The following is a 17,213-nucleotide window of genomic DNA, read 5'->3' on the forward strand; positions in this document are numbered from 1 at the left end:
GAAGAAGAGATGCCATTGACCCCTGAGGACGTGCGGAACAAGCAGTTCACGACCGTCCGCCTCCGAGAAGGCTACGACGAGGACGAGGTCGATGCCTTTCTCGACGAGGTCGAGGCCGAACTGACGCGCCTGCTCCGCGAGAACGAGGATCTGCGCGCGAAGCTGGCCGCCGCGACGCGTGCCGCCGCGCAGAACCAACAGCAGCAGGGCATGCGTAAGCCTCCGGAACAGCAGGACCGTCCCGGTGCGCCTGTCCCCGCCGCCATATCCGGACCGCCGGTCCAGCAGCAGCCGCCGCAGATGGGCCCGCCCCAGCTGCCCGGTGGCGCTCCGCAGCTCCCCGCGGGACCGAGTGGCCACGGTCCGCAGGGTCATGACCCGCGTGGCCAGCACGGCCCGGGACCGATGCAGGGCGGCCCCATGCAGGGCGGTCCGATGGGTCAGGGCGGACCGATGCAGGGTGGTCCCATGCAGGGCGGGCCCATGCAGCAGGGCGGTCCGATGGGCCAGGGCGGTCCCATGCAGGGCGGCCCGATGCAGGGCGGTCCCATGGGTGGACCGATGGGCGGCCCCATGGGCGGCCACGGCCCGCAGATGCAGCAGCCCGGTCAGGGTCCCGGTGGCGACAGCGCCGCGCGGGTGCTCTCGCTCGCCCAGCAGACCGCCGACCAGGCGATCGCCGAGGCGCGCTCCGAGGCGAACAAGATCGTCGGTGAGGCGCGCAGCCGCGCCGAGGGCCTGGAGCGCGACGCGCGCGCCAAGGCGGACGCGCTGGAGCGGGACGCGCAGGAGAAGCACCGTGTGGCGATGGGCTCGCTGGAGTCCGCGCGCGCGACGCTGGAGCGCAAGGTCGAGGATCTGCGTGGCTTCGAGCGTGAGTACCGGACGCGTCTGAAGTCCTATCTGGAGAGCCAGCTGCGTCAGTTGGAGACCCAGGCGGACGACTCGCTGGCGCCGCCGCGTACTCCGGCGACCGCTTCGCTGCCGCCGTCCCCGTCGATGGCTCCGGCCGGAGCGGGTGCGATGGGACATGGCGGTATGGGCGGGCCCTCCATGGGCCACGGCGGCCCCTCGGGCCCGTCGTACGGCGGCCAGCAGCAGATGTCCCCGGCGATGACGCAGCCGATGGCACCGGTACGGCCGCAGGCGCCGCAGCCGATGCAGCAGGCGCCGTCGCCGATGCGGGGATTCCTGATCGACGAGGACGACAACTGACGGGGGTGCGCGCGGGTAACGCGTAGCCGTCGGCAGGCACAAGGGCCGGGCCCGGGGATCTCCCCGGGCCCGGCCCTTGTGCGTACGCGGCGCGGTGTGGGGCCGCTGCGCGGGGCTGTCCCCTCCCCGCCCCTTCCCGAAACCGGGGGCAAGCCCCCGGACCCCCAGGGTGTTCGGGGGCGGGCCCCCGGGACCCCGGGCGCCAGCTTCGCGGCGCCGACCGCTGCGCGGACAGGCTCCGCTCCCGGAGCGCTGGCTTCGCGGCGCCGGCCTGATGGGCGGGCGGTTAGGGCCCCGGGGGCAGGCCCCCGGGCCCCTTTGGGCGCTGGCTTCGCGGCCGCCGGCCGCTGCGCGGGCAGGCTCCGCTCCCGGAGCGCCGGCTTCGCGGCGCCGGCGGGTGGGGCGGGTGGGGCCCGGACCCCTTGGCGTCGGCTTCGCGGCCGCCGTGCGCTGGTCTCCCAGCCGTTGCGCTGGGTTCGCGGCGTTGATCGGTGGGCCCACCGATCCGGTGTGCCGCCTACGGGCCGCGAACGGCGCTCCGTTGCGGTCGGGGTCCAGGGGCCTGCCCCTGGTTTCGGGAAGGGGCGGGGTGGGGGAGAGGACTTGGGCCCGCACCCCGCCGACGGTCAGGACTTGCGGAGGTGGAAGGTGAGTTCCAGGGACTCGTCCGTGAACGGAGGGCCGTAGGAGGCGTCCGGGGTGCCGGGAGTGAAGGACGTGGCCAGGACCTCGTCCGAGATCAGAGGAGTGTGGGCGGTGAGGGCTTCCGTTGTGGACGGGGACGTGGCCGTCCAGCGGACGGCGATGCGGTCCGCGACGTCCAGGCCGCTGTTCTTGCGTGCCTCCTGGATCAGTCGGATCGCGTCACGCGCCAGGCCCGCGAGCCGTAGCTCCGGAGTGATCTCCAGGTCCAGCGCGACCGTCGCACCCGAGTCGGAGGCGACCGACCAGCCCTCGCGCGGAGTCTCCGTGATGATGACCTCCTCCGGCGAGAGGGAGACCGGGGCGCCGTCGACCGTCACCGCCGCGTCGCCCTCGCGCAGGGCCAGCGACAGCGCCGCCGCGTCCGTGTCCGCGATCGCCTTCGCCACCGCCTGGACGCCCTTGCCGAAACGCTTGCCCAGCGCACGGAAGTTGGCCTTCGCCGTCGTGTCGACCAGCGAGCCGCCCACCTCGGAGAGCGTCGCCAGGGAGGAGACATTGAGCTCCTCCGTGATCTGGGCCCGCAGTTCGGGAGAGAGCGTCTCGAAGCCCGCCGCCGCGATCAGCGCGCGCGAGAGCGGCTGGCGTGTTTTCACGCCGGACTCCGCCCGCGTCGCCCGGCCCAGCTCCACCAGCCTGCGCACCAGCGCCATCTGCTGCGAGAGCGCCGGGTCGATTGCCGCGAGATCGGGCTCCGGCCAGCTCGCGAGATGCACCGACTCCACCGCGTCCGGAGTCACCGGCACGACCATGTCCTGCCAGACCCGCTCGGTGATGAACGGCGTCAGCGGCGCCATCAGCCGCGTGACCGTCTCCACCACGTCGTGCAGTGTGCGCAGCGCCGCCTTGTCGCCCTGCCAGAAGCGGCGGCGCGAGCGGCGGACGTACCAGTTGGAGAGATCGTCCACGAACGCCGAGAGCAGCTTGCCGGTGCGTTGCGTGTCGTATGTCTCCATGGCCTGGGTGGTCTGGTCGACCAGCGCGTGCAGCTCGCTCAGCAGCCAGCGGTCCAGCAGCGGCCGGTCGGCCGGCGCCGGGTCGGCCTCGCTGGGCGCCCATCCCGACGTACGGGCGTACAGGGCCTGGAAGGCCACGGTGTTCCAGTACGTCAGCAGCGTCTTGCGCACGACCTCCTGGATCGTGCCGTGCCCGACCCGCCGTGCCGCCCACGGCGAGCCGCCGGCCGCCATGAACCAGCGGACCGCGTCCGCGCCGTGCTGGTCCATCAGCGGGATCGGCTGGAGGATGTTGCCCAGGTGCTTGGACATCTTCCGGCCGTCCTCGGCGAGGATATGGCCGAGGCAGACGACGTTCTCGTACGACGACTTGTCGAACACCAGCGTGCCGACGGCCATCAGCGTGTAGAACCAGCCGCGCGTCTGGTCGATCGCCTCCGAGATGAACTGCGCCGGATAGCGCTGCTCGAAGAGATCCTTGTTCTTGTACGGGTAGCCCCACTGCGCGAACGGCATCGAGCCCGAGTCGTACCAGGCGTCGATGACCTCGGGGACCCGGACGGCCTCCAGCGCGCAGCCCTCGGCGGGACAGGTGAAGGTGACGGCGTCGATGAAGGGACGGTGCGGATCCAGCCCCGACTGGTCGCTGCCCGTCAGTTCCGTCAGCTCGGTGCGTGAACCCACACAGGTGAGGTGGTTCTCCGCGCAGCGCCAGATGGGCAGCGGCGTGCCCCAGTAGCGGTTCCGGGAGAGTGCCCAGTCGACATTGTTGTTCAGCCAGTCGCCGTACCGGCCGTGCTTGACCGAGTCCGGGAACCAGTTGGTCTTCTCGTTCTCGTCGAGCAGCCGGTCCTTGATCACGGTCGTACGGATGTACCAGGACGGCTGCGCGTAGTAGAGGAGCGCGGTGTGGCAGCGCCAGCAGTGCGGATAGCTGTGCTCGTACGGCACATGCCGGAACAGCAGCCCGCGCTCGCGCAGATCCTCGGTCAGCGCCTCGTCGGCCTTCTTGAAGAAGACACCGCCGACCAGCGGCAGGTCCTCCTCGAAGGTGCCGTCGGGACGCACCGGGTTGACGACGGGAAGGCCGTACGCGCGGCAGACCTTCAGGTCGTCCTCACCGAAGGCCGGGGACTGGTGGACCAGACCGGTGCCGTCCTCCGTCGTCACGTACTCGGCGTTGACGACGTAGTGCGCCTCGGTCCCGTCCGGGAAGTCGATCAGCGTGAAGGGACGGTCGTACGTCCAGCGCTCCATCTCGCGGCCGGTGAAGGACTCACCGGTGGGCTCCCAGCCCTCGCCCAGCGCCTTCTCCAGCAGCGGCCGGGCCACGACGAGCTTCTCCTCGCCGTCGGTCGCGACCACATAGGTGACCTCGGGATGCGCGGCCACGGCGGTGTTCGAGACCAGGGTCCACGGTGTGGTCGTCCAGACCAGCAGTGACGCCTCGCCCGCGAGCGGTCCCGAGGTGAGCGGGAAGCGGACGAAGACCGAGGGATCGACGATCGTCTCGTATCCCTGCGCCAGCTCGTGGTCGGAGAGACCGGTCTGGTCGCGCGGGCACCAGGGCGCCACCCGGTAGTCCTGGACCAGCAGGCCCTTGTCGAAGATCTCCTTCAGCGACCACCAGACGGAGTCGATGTACTCCGGGTCCATGGTGCGGTACGCGTCGTCCAGATCGACCCAGTACCCCATGCGCGTGGTCAGCTCGGTGAAGGCGTCGGTGTGCCGGGTCACGGACTCACGGCACCTGGCGTTGAACTCGGCGATGCCGTACGCCTCGATGTCCTTCTTGCCGTTGAAGCCCAGCTCCTTCTCCACCGCAAGCTCCACGGGCAGACCGTGGCAGTCCCAGCCGGCCTTGCGGGCGACGTGGTAGCCGCGCATGGTGCGGAAGCGCGGGAAGACGTCCTTGAAGACGCGGGCCTCGATGTGGTGCGCGCCCGGCATACCGTTGGCGGTCGGCGGGCCCTCGTAGAAGACCCACTCCGGACGGCCCTCGGAGCGTTCGAGGCTCTTGTCGAAGACCTTGCTCTCACGCCAGAAATCGAGCACGGCGTGCTCCAGCGCGGGCAGGTCGACCTGGGCGGGGACCTGGCGGTACTGCGGTGGCGTCACTGGTGTCATGGGGCGCTTCCTCCGGCGGAACTGCGACATCTCCGTCGGAGGGACGAGAGCCTGCGCTCCCGCGGTACCACCCTCCTTGGCCCCGGGCGCGCTCCGCCCGCGGCCCCCTCATTGGGGTCGCGCTGCCGGTTCTACTCGCCCTGGATCCAAAGATCCGACCAGGGCTTTCTTCCGGCGGCTCCGGGGTGATGCTTCACATCGCGCTCTGCCCCCGGGCTCGCACCGTCCCCGGGTCGCTCATGGCCGCGTACGACGCTACTCGTCCCCATCCACGCCTTTCGCTGGAGCCAAGTGTACGGGGCGGCGGATGGCGCGGCCGACCGGTTTTGGCCGGAGGTGCCGTACGGCCGAACGTATGACCCGAATGGTTATACCGGCCCTTTCGGACTTTGTGGCCGGCCGGCGGCGGATTACCGGGCGGCGAGCTGGGCACAACGGATGGAGGCTCGTCTTGTCACGCCATGGGGAGGGCCGGACCGGCGGCGTGCCCCGTTGCCGCGGGGCTGGTGTCGATTTATCGTCCCAGCACGATTCGCGAGCAAGATCACAATATGTGAAGGGGCCGCGGCCATGGTGGCGAAGAAGACCGCCGCGAAGAAGTCGGCCACGGCCAAGCGGGCGCCGGCGAAAAAGGCGCCGGCGAAGAAGTCCACCATCGCGAAGACCACCCCGAACAGCACAGCCGAGAAGACCACCGCGAAGAAGACCTCCATGAGGAAGACCGCAACGAAGAAGCCGGCGGCGAAGAAGGCCCCGGCGAAGAAGGCACCGGCCCGGAAGGCACCGGCCCAGAAGGCCGTCGCGAAGAAGTCGGCCGCGGAGAAGGCGGAGAAGCCGGTCGCGGAGAAGACGGCCGCGCGGAAGACGGCCACGAAGAAGGCAGCGAAAAAGGCGCCGGTGACCAAGGCACCTGCGAAGAAGGCCGCGTCCGCGGCCAAGGGGGCGGCCAAGGCCGCGGAACAGACGGGAGCCAAAACGGTGGGAGCCAAGAAGACTGCGGGTGGCAGGAGCACGGCGGCCGGCGAGCCCGCCTCGGTGGTCGCGACAGCGGTCTCCACGGCGAGCGCCGCCGCGACACCTCCTGAGGAGCTGGCCGTACGGCCCGGCGAGGATCCCTGGACCGAGGAGGAGGTCGCCGCGGCCCGGGACGAGCTGGAGGGCGAGATCGCGCGGCTGACCGCCGAGATCACCTCGTCCGAGACCGCCCTTGTCGGGCTGATGCGGGACTCCGGTGACGGCGCCGGTGACGACGACGCGGACACCGGCACCAAGAACATCACGCGCGAGCACGAGATGGCGCTCGCCGCCAACGCCCGCGAGATGCTGGAGCAGACCGAGCGCGCGCTCCAGCGGCTGGACTCCGGCACCTACGGTCTCTGCGAGATCTGCGGCAGGCCGATCGGCAAGGCCCGGATGCAGGCGTTCCCGCGGGCCACGCTGTGCGTGGAGGACAAGCAAAAGCAGGAACGTCGAGGCTGAACGCGTACAGGTGTGCCGTACGCTCGTCCTCAGTCAGGCGTCTAGGTTGAGGGACTCACGTGGCAGAGGCGGAGCGCGTTATCGGTACGCCGGATGTTCCGGATGTTGACGACGAGACTGCGGCTTCCGCCGAGCAGTCCAAGGGGAAGCCCGAGCAGGCCCCCGAGCAGTCCAAAGGGAAGCGCAAGATCGCCGCGCTCTTCATCGTCGCCGTCCTGGCCTACCTGCTCGACCTCGGTTCCAAGATGCTCGTGGTGGCCAAGCTGGAGCACCACGAGTCGATCGAGGTCATCGGTGATCTGCTGAAGTTCGAGGCGATCAGGAATCCCGGCGCCGCGTTCGGCGTCGGCGAGGCGTTCACGGTGATCTTCACGATCATCGCGGCGACCGTGATCGTGGTGATCGCCCGGCTGGCGCGCAAGCTCTACAGCCTGCCCTGGGCGATCGCGCTCGGACTGCTGCTCGGCGGCGCGCTCGGCAATCTCACCGACCGGATCTTCCGCTCGCCGGGCGTCTTCCGGGGCGCCGTGGTGGACTTCATCGCTCCGGCGCACTTCGCGGTCTTCAATCTCGCCGACTCGGCGATCGTCTGCGGTGGAATCCTGATCGTGCTGCTGTCGTTCCGGGGCCTCGACCCGGACGGGACTGTCCACAAGGACTGACCAGGGCCTACCAGGGCCTACCAAGGCCGTCCGGGACTTGCCCAGGGACTTATCCACAAGCGGTCAGGGTTATCCACAGGCGGACCAGCTGTCAGGCCCGACAAGGCATACTCGACGCGTGAGCTTTCCCGAGATCAGAACGCTGCCCGTACCCGATGGCCTGGAGGGCGAGCGAGTCGACGCCGCCATAGCCCGTATGTTCGGGTTCTCCCGTACGAAGGCGGCGGAGCTGGCCGCCTCCGGGAAGGTCCAGGTCGACGGCTCCGTCGTCGGGAAGTCCGAGCGGGTCAACGGCGGCGCCTGGCTCGAAGTGGAGATGCCTCCGGCGGCGGCGCCCGTGGAGATCGTGGCGGAGCCCGTCGAGGGCATGGAGATCGTGCATGACGACGACGACATCGTCGTGATCGTCAAGCCCGTCGGCGTGGCCGCGCATCCGAGCCCGGGCTGGACCGGTACGACGGTCATCGGCGGTCTCGCCGCGGCCGGCTACCGGATCTCGACCTCGGGCGCCGCCGAGCGGCAGGGCATCGTGCACCGGCTCGATGTCGGGACCTCGGGACTGATGGTCGTGGCCAAGTCGGAGCGGGCGTACACCCTGCTCAAGGCGCAGTTCCGGGACCGGATCGTGGACAAGCGTTACCACGCGCTGGTGCAAGGGCACCCGGACCCGATGAGCGGGACCATCGACGCTCCGATCGGGCGCCATCCGCAGCACGACTACAAGTGGGCGGTGACCGCGGAGGGCAAGCCGTCGGTCACGCACTACGACCTGATCGAGGCCTTCCGGTCGGCGTCCCTGCTGGACATCAAGCTGGAGACGGGCCGTACGCACCAGATCCGGGTGCATATGGCGGCCCACCGCCATCCCTGTGTGGGCGATCTGACCTATGGCGCCGATCCGACGCTGGCCAAGCGGCTCGGGCTGACCCGGCAGTGGCTGCACGCGGTGCGGCTGGGCTTCGAGCATCCGTCGGACGGGCAGTGGGTGGAGTTCTCCAGCACCTACCCGGAGGATCTTCAGCAGGCACTGGACCGGGTCAGGGCGGAGAGCAACATATGAGCGGGGCCGAGGCCGGGGCCGGCGGAGACACCGGCTTTGTGATCCGGCTCGCGACGGATCCCGCGGACGTCGAGGCGTGCTTCGCGGTCCGCAAGGAGGTCTTCGTGGTCGAGCAGCGCGTCGCCGAGGACATCGAGTACGACGGCCGTGACGATCAGGCGCTCCAGGTGCTCGCCATCCGCGACGACGGAGTGCCGCTGGGCACCGGACGGCTGCTGTACGGGCCCGGCGCCGCCGACCGGACCGGTGGAGACCCGGCCGTGGGCTCGCTGGGACGGCTGGCGGTCACCGCGGCGGCCCGTGGCCGGGGCATCGGCGCCGCGCTGGTACGGGCCATCGAGGACGCGGCGCGTGAGCGTGGTCTCACGGTGGTGGATCTGCACGCGCAGTCGCACGCTCTGGGCTTCTACGAGCGGCTCGGATACGAGGCGTACGGGCCCGAGTTCCTGGACGCGGACATTCCGCACCGGTCGATGCGCCGTACGATCCGCAGAGGCGCCGCGACGGCCTGACCGCAGCGGCGCCGCGACCGTACGGCGGCGCGTGGCAGGCTTGAGGTCCCTGATCACCGATGGCCGCCATCGGGCTCGCGACCATCGGAGGGCGCACTGTGGACCAACTGGCGCTGCTGCTCGTGCTGTTGCTCGGCGCGGTGGTCACGGTGCCGCTCGGTGAACGGCTCAGGCTGCCCGCGCCGGTGCTGATGACGCTCGTCGGGATCGCCCTGGCGCTGCTGCCGTTCGTACCGAACGTCCAGGTGCCGCCGGACTTCATCCTGCCGCTGCTGCTGCCGCCTCTGCTCTACGCCGCCGTACAGCGCACCTCCTGGCGGCAGTTCGCCGCCAACAAGCGTCCCATCTTCCTGCTCGCGGTCGCGCTGGTCTTTGTGACGACCGCGGCGGTGGCGGTCGTCGCCAACTCCGTCGTGCCCGGCCTTCCGGTCGCCGCCGCGGTCGCGCTGGGCGCGCTCGTGGCGCCGCCCGACCCGGTCGCCGCGACCGCCGTCGCGGGCTCGCTCGGACTGCCGCGGCGGCTGGTCTCGATCCTGGAGGGCGAGGGACTCTTCAACGATGTCACCGCGATCGTGCTCTACCACGTGGCGATCGCCGCGGCCGTCAGCGGAACGTTCTCCTGGCCGGGCGCGGTCGGATCGTTCGTGCTCTCCGCCGTGGTGGCCGTGCTGGTGGGACTCGCGCTCGGCTGGATCTCCAACAAGCTGATGTCGCTGCTCGGGGACGCGACGCTGCAGATCGGGCTGACGCTCCTGGTGCCGTTCGTCAGCTACGTACTCGCCGAGGAGCTGTACGGCTCCGGCGTCCTCGCCGTTCTCACCACCGCCCTCTTCCTCGCCGAGCACACCGCGGACGCCGACGATGTGATGGGACGGCTCGCCGGGAACTCCTTCTGGCAGGTCGTCGATGTCCTGGTGACCGGTGTCGCCTTCGGTCTCATCGGACTGGAGCTCCACAACGCCTTCGGCGCGGCCGGCGGCCGGGAGGGCCGGATGCTCGGCTGGGGCGCGGCGATCGTCGGAGTCGTCGTGGTCGTACGGCTGCTCTGGCTGCTTCCCGCGACCTGGCTGGCCAAGCGGATGCACAAGCTCCGCGACTACGACGAGGACATCCCGGTCGGCTGGCGCGAGACCGTGGTGATGTGGTGGGCCGGGATGCGCGGAGTGGCCTCGGTGGCCCTGGCGCTGGCGATCCCGCTGAAGACCGACGACGGGCAGCCGTTCCCCGGCCGGAACGAGATCATCTTCATCGCCTTCGCGGTCATCGTGACCACCCTGGTCTTCCAGGGGCTCACACTGCCCTGGCTGGTCAGGAAGCTCGGCGTACGGGCCGACACGGACGCCGAGCGGGAGCTGGAGCACTCGCTCGCCGTCCGCGCGGCCAAGGCGGCCAGGCGCAGGCTCAAGGAGATCGAGGAGGTCGAGGAGCTGCCCGAGGACATCAGCGAGCGGCTCCTGCGGGCGGCGTTCGACGTCGGCGTACGGATCAGTCCCGACATCGTCGACGACGAGCGGCGCGAATGGGTCGCGGGCCGGGTGGCCCGGCTCAGGACCATGCAGCGCATCCAGCGCGAGATGATGTCGGCGGCCCGGCACGAGGTCCTCGCGGCCCGCAGCGAACCGGGCACCGATCCCGAGGTGGTGGACCGCGTCCTGCGTCATCTCGACGTCCGCAGCATGCGCTGACCGCGAGCCGACGACCGGACGCGTCTCCTGTTGAGGCGTTACGAGCCGCCCGCGCCTGGGCCGTCAGTCCCGGTCGATGCCCGGCCGACCGGTGTCCTCGCGAGTGCCCGCGCCGGAGGGATGTCTGTCGGAGCGCTCCGGCTCCGGTGCGGACTCCGGCTCCGGCTCTCCGCGGCTCTGCGCCGGCAGGATCGCCGCGGGCGCCGCACCGATCCTCGGCAGGGCGTAGGCGTGGTGCTCGGCCAGCCAGGCCAGCATCGCCTCCCGTACGGCGCACCGCACCGTCCAGATGTCGTTCGCGTCCTTGGCCGTCACCACCGCGCGCACCTCCATCGTGCTCGGCGTGGTGTCGGTGACCGCCAGATTCCAGTCGCGGCCGTCCCAGGCCGGGCACTCCAGCAGGATCGCGTGCAGCTTCTCACGCATCAGCGGCACCGGCGCGGAGTGGTCGAGCTGAAAGAAGACCGTGCCGGTCATCTGGATCCCGCCGCGCGACCAGTTCTCGAAGGGCTTGCTGGTGAAGTACGAGACGGGCATCGTGATCCGCCGCTCGTCCCAGGTCCGTACCGTGAGGAAGGTGAGCGTGACCTCCTCGACCACGCCCCACTCGCCGTCCACCACCACCGTGTCGCCGATCCGCACCATGTCGCCGAACGCGATCTGGAAGCCCGCGAAGAGATTGCCGAGCGTGGACTGCGCGGCGACACCGGCGACGATGCCGATGATGCCCGCCGAGGCCAGCATGGAGGTGCCGACGGCCCGCATGTCCGGGAAGGTGAGCAGGATCGCCGCCACGGCCACCACCACGACGACCGCGGTCACGATCCGCATGATCAGCGTCACCTGCGTACGGACCCGGCGGACCCGGGCCGGATCGCGCGTGGAGGTGGCATAGCGCGCGTACGCCGACTCCACCACGGCGGACACGATCCGTACGACCAGCCAGGCGCCCGCGCCGGTCAGCACCAGCGACAGGGCCCGGCCGATCGTCGTGTGGTACGTCTCGAAGATCCGCCAGCCCGTCTCCCGGAACGAGCCGCGCAGCATGGTGGTGAGCAGGACCACCTGCAACGGCAGCCGGCAGCGGCGCAGCAGTCCCCAGAGCGGGATCTCGGGATGGCGCAGATCCGCGCGGCGCAGCAGCAGGTCGGCCGCCCAGCCGACGGCCAGGGTGAGCAGGACCGAGCCCCCGAGCACGGTCAGTGGGCGCAGTACGTTCTCCATGGCTCCCTCGCTGGTTGACGGCACGGGCTGGCAGGATGGCCGGATGGACATCATGCTCTTCCATTCCGTCCACGGTCTGCGCCCCGCCGTACATGATGCGGCCGACCGGCTGCGGGCGGACGGGCACCAGGTGCACGTGCCCGATCTCTTCGACGGACAGACCGCGGAGACCGTGGAGGAGGGCAGGGCCCTCAAGGACAAGATCGGCAAGGAAGAGCTGCTGAGGCGTGCGGTCCTGGCCGCCGCGCCGTACTCCGAGCGCGGTCTGCTGTACGCGGGATTCTCGCTGGGCGGCTCGATCGCCCAGACTCTGGCGCTGGGCGACACCAAGGCGCGCGGCTTGCTGCTGCTGCACGGCACGTCCGACATCGCGGAGAACGCGTCCGTGGACGAGCTGCCCGTACAGCTCCATGTCGCGGACCCGGACCCTTTCGAGTCGCACGACTGGCTGACCGCCTGGTATCTGCGGATGCGGCAGACCGGGGCCGATGTGGAGATCTACCGCTACCCAGGGGCAGGGCATCTCTACACGGATCCCGGTCTGCCGGACTACGACGAGCCGGCCGCCGAGGAGACCTGGCGGATCGCTCGGGCGTTCATCGCGTCGCTCTGAGCGTCTGGCCCGGCGGGCCCAGCACAGCTCTCGCGGTCGTCGTAGGTCAGCGTACGGGCCGGTCCGCCCTCTCGATCCGCTGTGAGCCGGACGCGGTGCGGTAGGAGCGGGCCCAGGAGGCGGTCGCTCCGGGATCGGTCCGGTCGGAGATCGTGTAGTAGTCCATCTGCGTCCGCTCGGCGGTGACATCGAGCACGCCGTAGCCGTGGTGGTCCATGTCCACCCACTTCACATGGCGGTTGGCGAGCTGCACCGCCGCCGTCGCGACCACGGAGAGCGTGCCCGCCGGTACATGGAGGATGTCGTCCAGATTGTCGGAGGTGACCGAGGTGACCACGAACTCCGTGGCGGCGGAGCGGGAGAGCGGATAGGTGGCGGCGGTGACCGGTACGTCGTTGGCCCAGGCCATATGGATGTCACCGGTCAGGAAGACGGTGTTCTTGATGCCTCGCTGGGTGAGATGCCCGAGCAGTTCCTTGCGGTCGTCCGTATAGCCGTCCCACTGGTCGACATTGACCGCGAACCCTTCCTTGGGCAGGCCCAGCAACTCGGCTATCGGGCCCAGCAGATGGACGGGAAGGGAGCCGAAGGCGACCGGTGAGATCATCACCGAGGTGCCGACCAGCTTCCAGACGGCGTCCGAGCCCGCCAGACCCGCCTTGAGCCAGTCGAGCTGGGCGCGGCCGGTGATCGTACGCTCCGGGTCGTCCACCGCGCTGTTGCCGGCGGTCGTCTGCTGCGAGCGGAAGGTACGCAGATCCAGCAGATGGAGATCGGCGAGCGAGCCGAAGCGCAGTCGGCGGTAGACCGTGCCCTCGGTGGAGGCGCGGACGGGCATCCACTCGAAGTACGCCTGCCGGGCCGCCGCGGCCCGGTCGGCCCAGGCGCCTTCCGTGCCGGGCGTATGGTTCTCCGCGCCGCCCGACCAGGCGTCGTTCGCGAACTCGTGGTCGTCCCAGATGGCGATCACGGGATGGGCCGCGTGCAGGGCCCGCAGATCAGCGTCTGATTTGTAACGGCCGTGGCGGGTGCGGTAGTCGGCGAGGCTGATGATCTCGTGCGTCGGCTCGTGCTGCCGTACGGCGTACTCCGCAGCCGGGAAGTCACCGGTCGCGTACTCGTAGATGTAGTCGCCAAGATGGAGGACTGCGTCCAGGTCGGCGCGGGCGGCGAGATGGCGGTACGCGGAGAAGTAGCCGGCCTCCCAGTTGGAGCAGGAGACCACTCCGAAGCGCACACCCGGGGCTGCGGCGTCGGATGCCGGGGCGGTGCGCGTACGGCCGACGGGCGAGACGGTCCCGCCCGCGGTGAACCGGAAGTAATAGGCGGTCGCCTGGCGCAGGCCCCTTACATCGGCCTTGACCGTATGGTCCGAGGCGGCCCGTGCGGTGGTGGTGCCCCGGGTGACGACGGACGCGAACTCCCTGTCCTCGGCGACCTCCCAGCCCACCTCGGTCTCGGCTCCCTTGCCGGAGCCCGGCACGGCGTCGGAGGAAGGAGTGACCCGGGTCCAGAGCAGCACGCCGTCCGGGAGCGGATCCCCGGAGGCGACACCGTGGAGGAAGGCGGGAGCCTCGGCGGCGGAGGCGGAGCCGCCGAGGACGACCGGAGCGGCGACAGCGGTGGCGGCGGCAGTGGCGGCAGCGGCCTTGACGACCGTGCGGCGACGCGGCGAAGAAGGCGGAAGACTGGTCACGGACGAGCAGATTACTGACCAGTAGGACGGCAGGGCAGACGAATCGGGAATGTTCGCCTGCCCGTCGGACGTCGGCCGCGCGACGGTCACCGGCTGGGGGCTTGCACCGCCCGACTCCGCCGACCGTCGCCGTCCGTGAGCGCCTCAACGCCTTTACGAGGCGAGGCCCTTACGCGGCGAGCGCCTTGGTGATCGCCGTGTTGAATTCCGCCACCGTCATGGGCGCGTTCTCGCTGCCCTCCGCGGTGAGCTTCTTGCCGTCCATCTTGAGTGTCGGGGTGCCGCCCACACCGCTCTTGTCGAAGACGGCGGACATCTTCATCGCCCAGGCGTCGTACGTCCCGTCCTTGACGTCCTGCTGGAACGCCTTGTTGCCCTTGAGCGCGTTCACCGAGTCGGCCACCTCGATCAGATAGCTGTCCTTGGCGAACTTGTCCTGGGTCTCCTCGGGGTGGTACTTCGCCGAGTAGAGCGCGGCCTTGTACTGCATGAAGGCCTCGGGGCTCACATTGAGCGCCGCGCCCAGCGCGGAGAGGGCGTTCTTCGAGCCCGTGCCGTTGTCGGAGTTGTCGATGAAGGTCGCGCCGATGTACTTGACCTTGAACTTGCCGGCGTCGACATCGTTCTGGACCGTCTCGCCGACCGTCTGCTCGAAGCTCGCGCAGACCGGGCAGCGGGAGTCCTCGTACAGTTCGAGCGTCTTCTTGGCGTCGGCCTTGCCGATGACGACGGTTGTACCGTCCGTGCCCTCGGTGTTCTTGGGTGCGACGACGCTCGTCTCGTCCTTCATCGCCTCCCAGTGCGAGGGCTTGTTCGCCTGGACGACGGCGAAGCCCACGCCGCCGGCTATCGCGAGGACCACGACGGCCGATCCCGCGACGATGAACTGGCGGCGGACCTTGTCCTTCCGCGCCTGGCGCTCGCGCTCCTCGCGCAGCCGCTCGCGGGCCGCCGCCTTGTTCGTCTTGCTGTTCCGTGCGCTCATGATGAATGACTCCGTGTGATGACATGCTTCCGCCGAAGCGGAGCGGGGAAGGGAGAAGGGCAGCCTGCTCGGACGCTCAGACAGAGCTGAGCGCGAGAAGCGGCGGCCCTCGCCGTCCTACGGAGTGCACAAGGAGCCGGGTACGGGCGGAGCGCGGGCGGTCCGCCGGGCGGATCCTCCGGCGTACGGCACCGACGGCCGTGCCCACCACGGTGACCGCGATCAGCAGCGGCCGGAACGCGAACGCGGCCACGGCCCGTACCAGACCCGACAGCGCGGACTCGCCGTGCCGCAGCCAGTACGCGGCGAGCAGCCCGATCGAGACATGGGCGGCCAGCAGCAGCCAGGGCAGGGCCGGGTCCGGAGAGTTCAGCAGAGAGGCCGCGGTGGAGTCCGGCGAGACCACGGCCGGCAGCGGCGCACCGAAGGCGCCGCCGCACAGGACGTCGAAGCCGACCGAGCGGAGCGACCCGGCCACCGGGCCGCCCGCCGGTCCGTAACAGACATGCTGGCCGCTGGTGAAGACGGTGTCCGCGGCCAGTTCGAGCGGGACGAGCAGGGCGGCTATCCGCCAGTAGCCACGCTCGCGGCCCGCCGCCGCGTAGGCGAGCAGAAAGACCACGGCGCTGAGCGCGACGACCAGGGAGAGCGGTACCGGGGCCCGGGAGAGCAGCACATGCGAGCCCGCGGACAGCGTCACGACCAGTGCCGTGAACAGTGCTGCCCGCGTGGCCCTGAGCCGCGTCCCGGATATGTCCATCGCCGCCGAGTGTGCCATGCGTCCCTGTAAGCGGCCCTTAAAGCCCGGCTATGAGTACTGCGGGGCTGTGGGGCCTCAGGGCCACTGCGGGCCTTACGGCGCCAGTCGGCCGTTGCGGAACAGATCCACGAAGATCTGGTGGTCCGCCCTGGCCCGTGCCCCGTAGCTGTGCGCGAAGTCCACCAGCAGCCGGCCGAAGCCGTCCTCGTCGGCCGCGATCGCCGCGTCGATGGCACGCTCCGTGGAGAACGGCACCAGTGAATGGCCGCTCTCGTCGTCCGCCGCCGAGTGCATCGTGGCCGTGGCCCTGCCCAGATCGGCGACGACCGCCGCGATCTCCTCCAGATCGTCCAGATCCGACCAGTCGAGATCCACGGCGTACGGCGAGACCTCCGCCACGAGCTGGCCGGCGCCGTCCAGCTCGGTCCAGCCCAGCCACGGATCGGCATGGGCCTGGAGCGCCCGCTGCGAGATCACCGTGCGGTGGCCCTCGTGCTGGAAGTACTCCCGGACGGTCCTGTCGGTGATGTGCCGCGAGACCGCCGGAGTCTGCGCCTGCTTCATATAGATCACGACGTCGTTCTCCAGGGCGTCGCTGTTGCCCTCCAGCAGGATGTTGTACGAGGGCAGGCCCGCGGAGCCGATGCCCACGCCCCGGCGCCCGACGACATCCTTCACGCGGTACGAGTCGGGCCGCGTGAGGCTGGACTCGGGGAGCGTCTCCAGATAGCCGTCGAACGCGGCGAGGATCTTGTAACGGGTGGCCGCGTCCAGCTCGATGGAGCCGCCGCCCGGTGCGAAGCGCCGCTCGTACTCCCGGATCTCGGTCATCGAGTCGAGCAGTCCGAAGCGCGTCAGCGAACGGGCCGAACGCAACGCGCCGAGCAGCGGGCCCTGGGCGGTGTCCAGGGTGAAGGGCGGCACCTCGTCGTTCTTGGCGCCGGTGGCCAGCGCGTGGATCCGCTCGCGGTAGGCACCCGCGTAGATCTCCACCAGCTCGGTGATCTGCGCGTCGCTGAGCGCCTTGGTGTAGCCGATCAGCGCGAGGGAGGCCGCGAAGCGCTTCAGATCCCAGGTGAAGGGGCCGATGTACGCCTCGTCGAAGTCATTGACGTTGAAGATCAGCCGGCCGTTGGCGTCCATGTACGTGCCGAAGTTCTCGGCGTGCAGATCGCCGTGGATCCAGACCCGGCCGGTGCGCTCGTCGAGGAACGGACCTGTGGTCCCGCCGGAGCGCTCCCGCTCCAGATCGCTGTAGAACAGGCTCGCCGTGCCCCGGTAGAAGGCGAAGGCGGAGGCGGCCATCTTCCGGAACTTCACCCGGAAGGCCGCAGGATCGGCCGCGAGCAGCGCACCGAACGCGGTGTCGAAGACGGCGAGGATCTCCTCGCCGCGCTGTTCGTCAGCTGCCTCAACAGGTCGCGGGACCGACATCGCTGTGTGCCTCCTGGCGCAGGACAATCGAGGGTGTGGGTGCATGAGGTGATGAGGTGGTGCGGGGCGTGGTGCAGGGCTCCGACGGAGTCGGAGCCCTCTC

At 70.1% G+C, this 17,213-nt stretch carries 14 protein-coding genes; 7 read left to right on the plus strand and 7 right to left on the minus strand.

Going from position 1 to position 17,213, the window contains the following annotated elements; genetic code table 11:
• Window positions 1–9 precede the first annotated feature (9 nt).
• Entirely contained in the window at window positions 10–1,215 is a 1,206-nt protein-coding gene (locus ACFV6H_RS13185) for a DivIVA domain-containing protein (RefSeq protein ID WP_093603185.1), read from the plus strand.
• Between the two features lie 626 nt (window positions 1,216–1,841).
• Here ACFV6H_RS13185 and ileS read toward each other — a convergent pair.
• On the minus strand, window positions 1,842–4,991 hold the full coding sequence (gene ileS, locus ACFV6H_RS13190; RefSeq protein WP_385541603.1) for an isoleucine--tRNA ligase: 3,150 nt from the start codon (window positions 4,989–4,991) through the stop codon (window positions 1,842–1,844).
• A gap of 419 nt (window positions 4,992–5,410) precedes the next feature.
• Complete coding sequence (locus ACFV6H_RS13195) at window positions 5,411–5,905, minus strand: hypothetical protein (RefSeq protein ID WP_385541217.1); 495 nt, start codon at window positions 5,903–5,905, stop codon at window positions 5,411–5,413.
• Here ACFV6H_RS13195 and ACFV6H_RS13200 point away from each other — a divergent pair.
• The 5 genes from ACFV6H_RS13200 to ACFV6H_RS13220 all read left to right on the plus strand — a co-directional run bounded on the left by ACFV6H_RS13200 (window position 5,898) and on the right by ACFV6H_RS13220 (window position 10,398).
• Complete coding sequence (locus ACFV6H_RS13200; RefSeq protein ID WP_384785993.1) at window positions 5,898–6,479, plus strand: TraR/DksA family transcriptional regulator; 582 nt, start codon at window positions 5,898–5,900, stop codon at window positions 6,477–6,479. The genes ACFV6H_RS13195 and ACFV6H_RS13200 overlap by 8 nt on opposite strands.
• Before the next feature lie 59 nt (window positions 6,480–6,538).
• Window positions 6,539–7,141, plus strand: coding sequence for a signal peptidase II (gene lspA, locus ACFV6H_RS13205; protein WP_385541219.1), 603 nt, complete (start codon window positions 6,539–6,541; stop codon window positions 7,139–7,141).
• Between the two features lie 118 nt (window positions 7,142–7,259).
• Window positions 7,260–8,201 carry an RluA family pseudouridine synthase gene (locus ACFV6H_RS13210; RefSeq protein ID WP_384979814.1) on the plus strand — a complete coding sequence of 314 codons (942 nt, stop codon included), beginning with the start codon at window positions 7,260–7,262 and terminating at the stop codon, window positions 8,199–8,201.
• Window positions 8,198–8,713: a GNAT family N-acetyltransferase gene (locus ACFV6H_RS13215; protein WP_385541222.1), complete on the plus strand. Its 516-nt coding sequence runs from the start codon at window positions 8,198–8,200 to the stop codon at window positions 8,711–8,713. Before ACFV6H_RS13210 ends, ACFV6H_RS13215 begins: the two co-directional genes overlap by 4 nt.
• A gap of 98 nt (window positions 8,714–8,811) precedes the next feature.
• Window positions 8,812–10,398: a Na+/H+ antiporter gene (locus ACFV6H_RS13220; RefSeq protein ID WP_384980208.1), complete on the plus strand. Its 1,587-nt coding sequence runs from the start codon at window positions 8,812–8,814 to the stop codon at window positions 10,396–10,398.
• A gap of 63 nt (window positions 10,399–10,461) precedes the next feature.
• Here ACFV6H_RS13220 and ACFV6H_RS13225 read toward each other — a convergent pair whose 3' ends face one another.
• Window positions 10,462–11,622, minus strand: coding sequence for a mechanosensitive ion channel family protein (locus ACFV6H_RS13225; protein ID WP_385541605.1), 1,161 nt, complete (start codon window positions 11,620–11,622; stop codon window positions 10,462–10,464).
• Window positions 11,623–11,665: 43 nt separating this feature from the next.
• On the opposite strand from ACFV6H_RS13225, the gene ACFV6H_RS13230 reads away from it, so the two are divergent.
• A complete protein-coding gene (locus ACFV6H_RS13230) occupies window positions 11,666–12,235 on the plus strand; it encodes a dienelactone hydrolase family protein (protein ID WP_384786287.1) in 570 nt (189 codons plus the stop codon).
• A 46-nt stretch (window positions 12,236–12,281) separates the two neighbouring features.
• Here ACFV6H_RS13230 and ACFV6H_RS13235 read toward each other — a convergent pair whose 3' ends face one another.
• From ACFV6H_RS13235 to ACFV6H_RS13250, 4 genes are all read right to left on the minus strand, one after another.
• Complete coding sequence (locus tag ACFV6H_RS13235; RefSeq protein WP_385541224.1) at window positions 12,282–13,931, minus strand: alkaline phosphatase D family protein; 1,650 nt, start codon at window positions 13,929–13,931, stop codon at window positions 12,282–12,284.
• 169 nt (window positions 13,932–14,100) lie between these two features.
• Entirely contained in the window at window positions 14,101–14,916 is an 816-nt protein-coding gene (locus tag ACFV6H_RS13240; protein ID WP_384979802.1) for a DsbA family protein, read from the minus strand.
• A 76-nt stretch (window positions 14,917–14,992) separates the two neighbouring features.
• Entirely contained in the window at window positions 14,993–15,676 is a 684-nt protein-coding gene (locus tag ACFV6H_RS13245) for a hypothetical protein (RefSeq protein WP_385541226.1), read from the minus strand.
• A 93-nt stretch (window positions 15,677–15,769) separates the two neighbouring features.
• On the minus strand, window positions 15,770–17,110 hold the full coding sequence (locus ACFV6H_RS13250) for a DUF2252 domain-containing protein (RefSeq protein WP_093589636.1): 1,341 nt from the start codon (window positions 17,108–17,110) through the stop codon (window positions 15,770–15,772).
• Between the last annotated feature and the right edge of the window lie 103 nt (window positions 17,111–17,213).

The organism is Streptomyces sp. NPDC059743 (assembly GCF_042732975.1).
Lineage (GTDB): Bacteria > Actinomycetota > Actinomycetes > Streptomycetales > Streptomycetaceae > Streptomyces.

Coding starts and splice junctions, on each gene's coding strand:
- ACFV6H_RS13185 (WP_093603185.1), top strand. CDS start 10: ATGCCATTGACCCCTGAGGACGTGCGGAACAAGCAGTTCACGACCGTC.
- ACFV6H_RS13215 (WP_385541222.1), top strand. CDS start 8,198: ATGAGCGGGGCCGAGGCCGGGGCCGGCGGAGACACCGGCTTTGTGATC.
- ACFV6H_RS13240 (WP_384979802.1), bottom strand. CDS start 14,916: ATGAGCGCACGGAACAGCAAGACGAACAAGGCGGCGGCCCGCGAGCGG.
- ACFV6H_RS13225 (WP_385541605.1), bottom strand. CDS start 11,622: ATGGAGAACGTACTGCGCCCACTGACCGTGCTCGGGGGCTCGGTCCTG.
- ACFV6H_RS13245 (WP_385541226.1), bottom strand. CDS start 15,676: ATGGACATATCCGGGACGCGGCTCAGGGCCACGCGGGCAGCACTGTTC.
- ACFV6H_RS13250 (WP_093589636.1), bottom strand. CDS start 17,110: ATGTCGGTCCCGCGACCTGTTGAGGCAGCTGACGAACAGCGCGGCGAG.
- ACFV6H_RS13230 (WP_384786287.1), top strand. CDS start 11,666: ATGGACATCATGCTCTTCCATTCCGTCCACGGTCTGCGCCCCGCCGTA.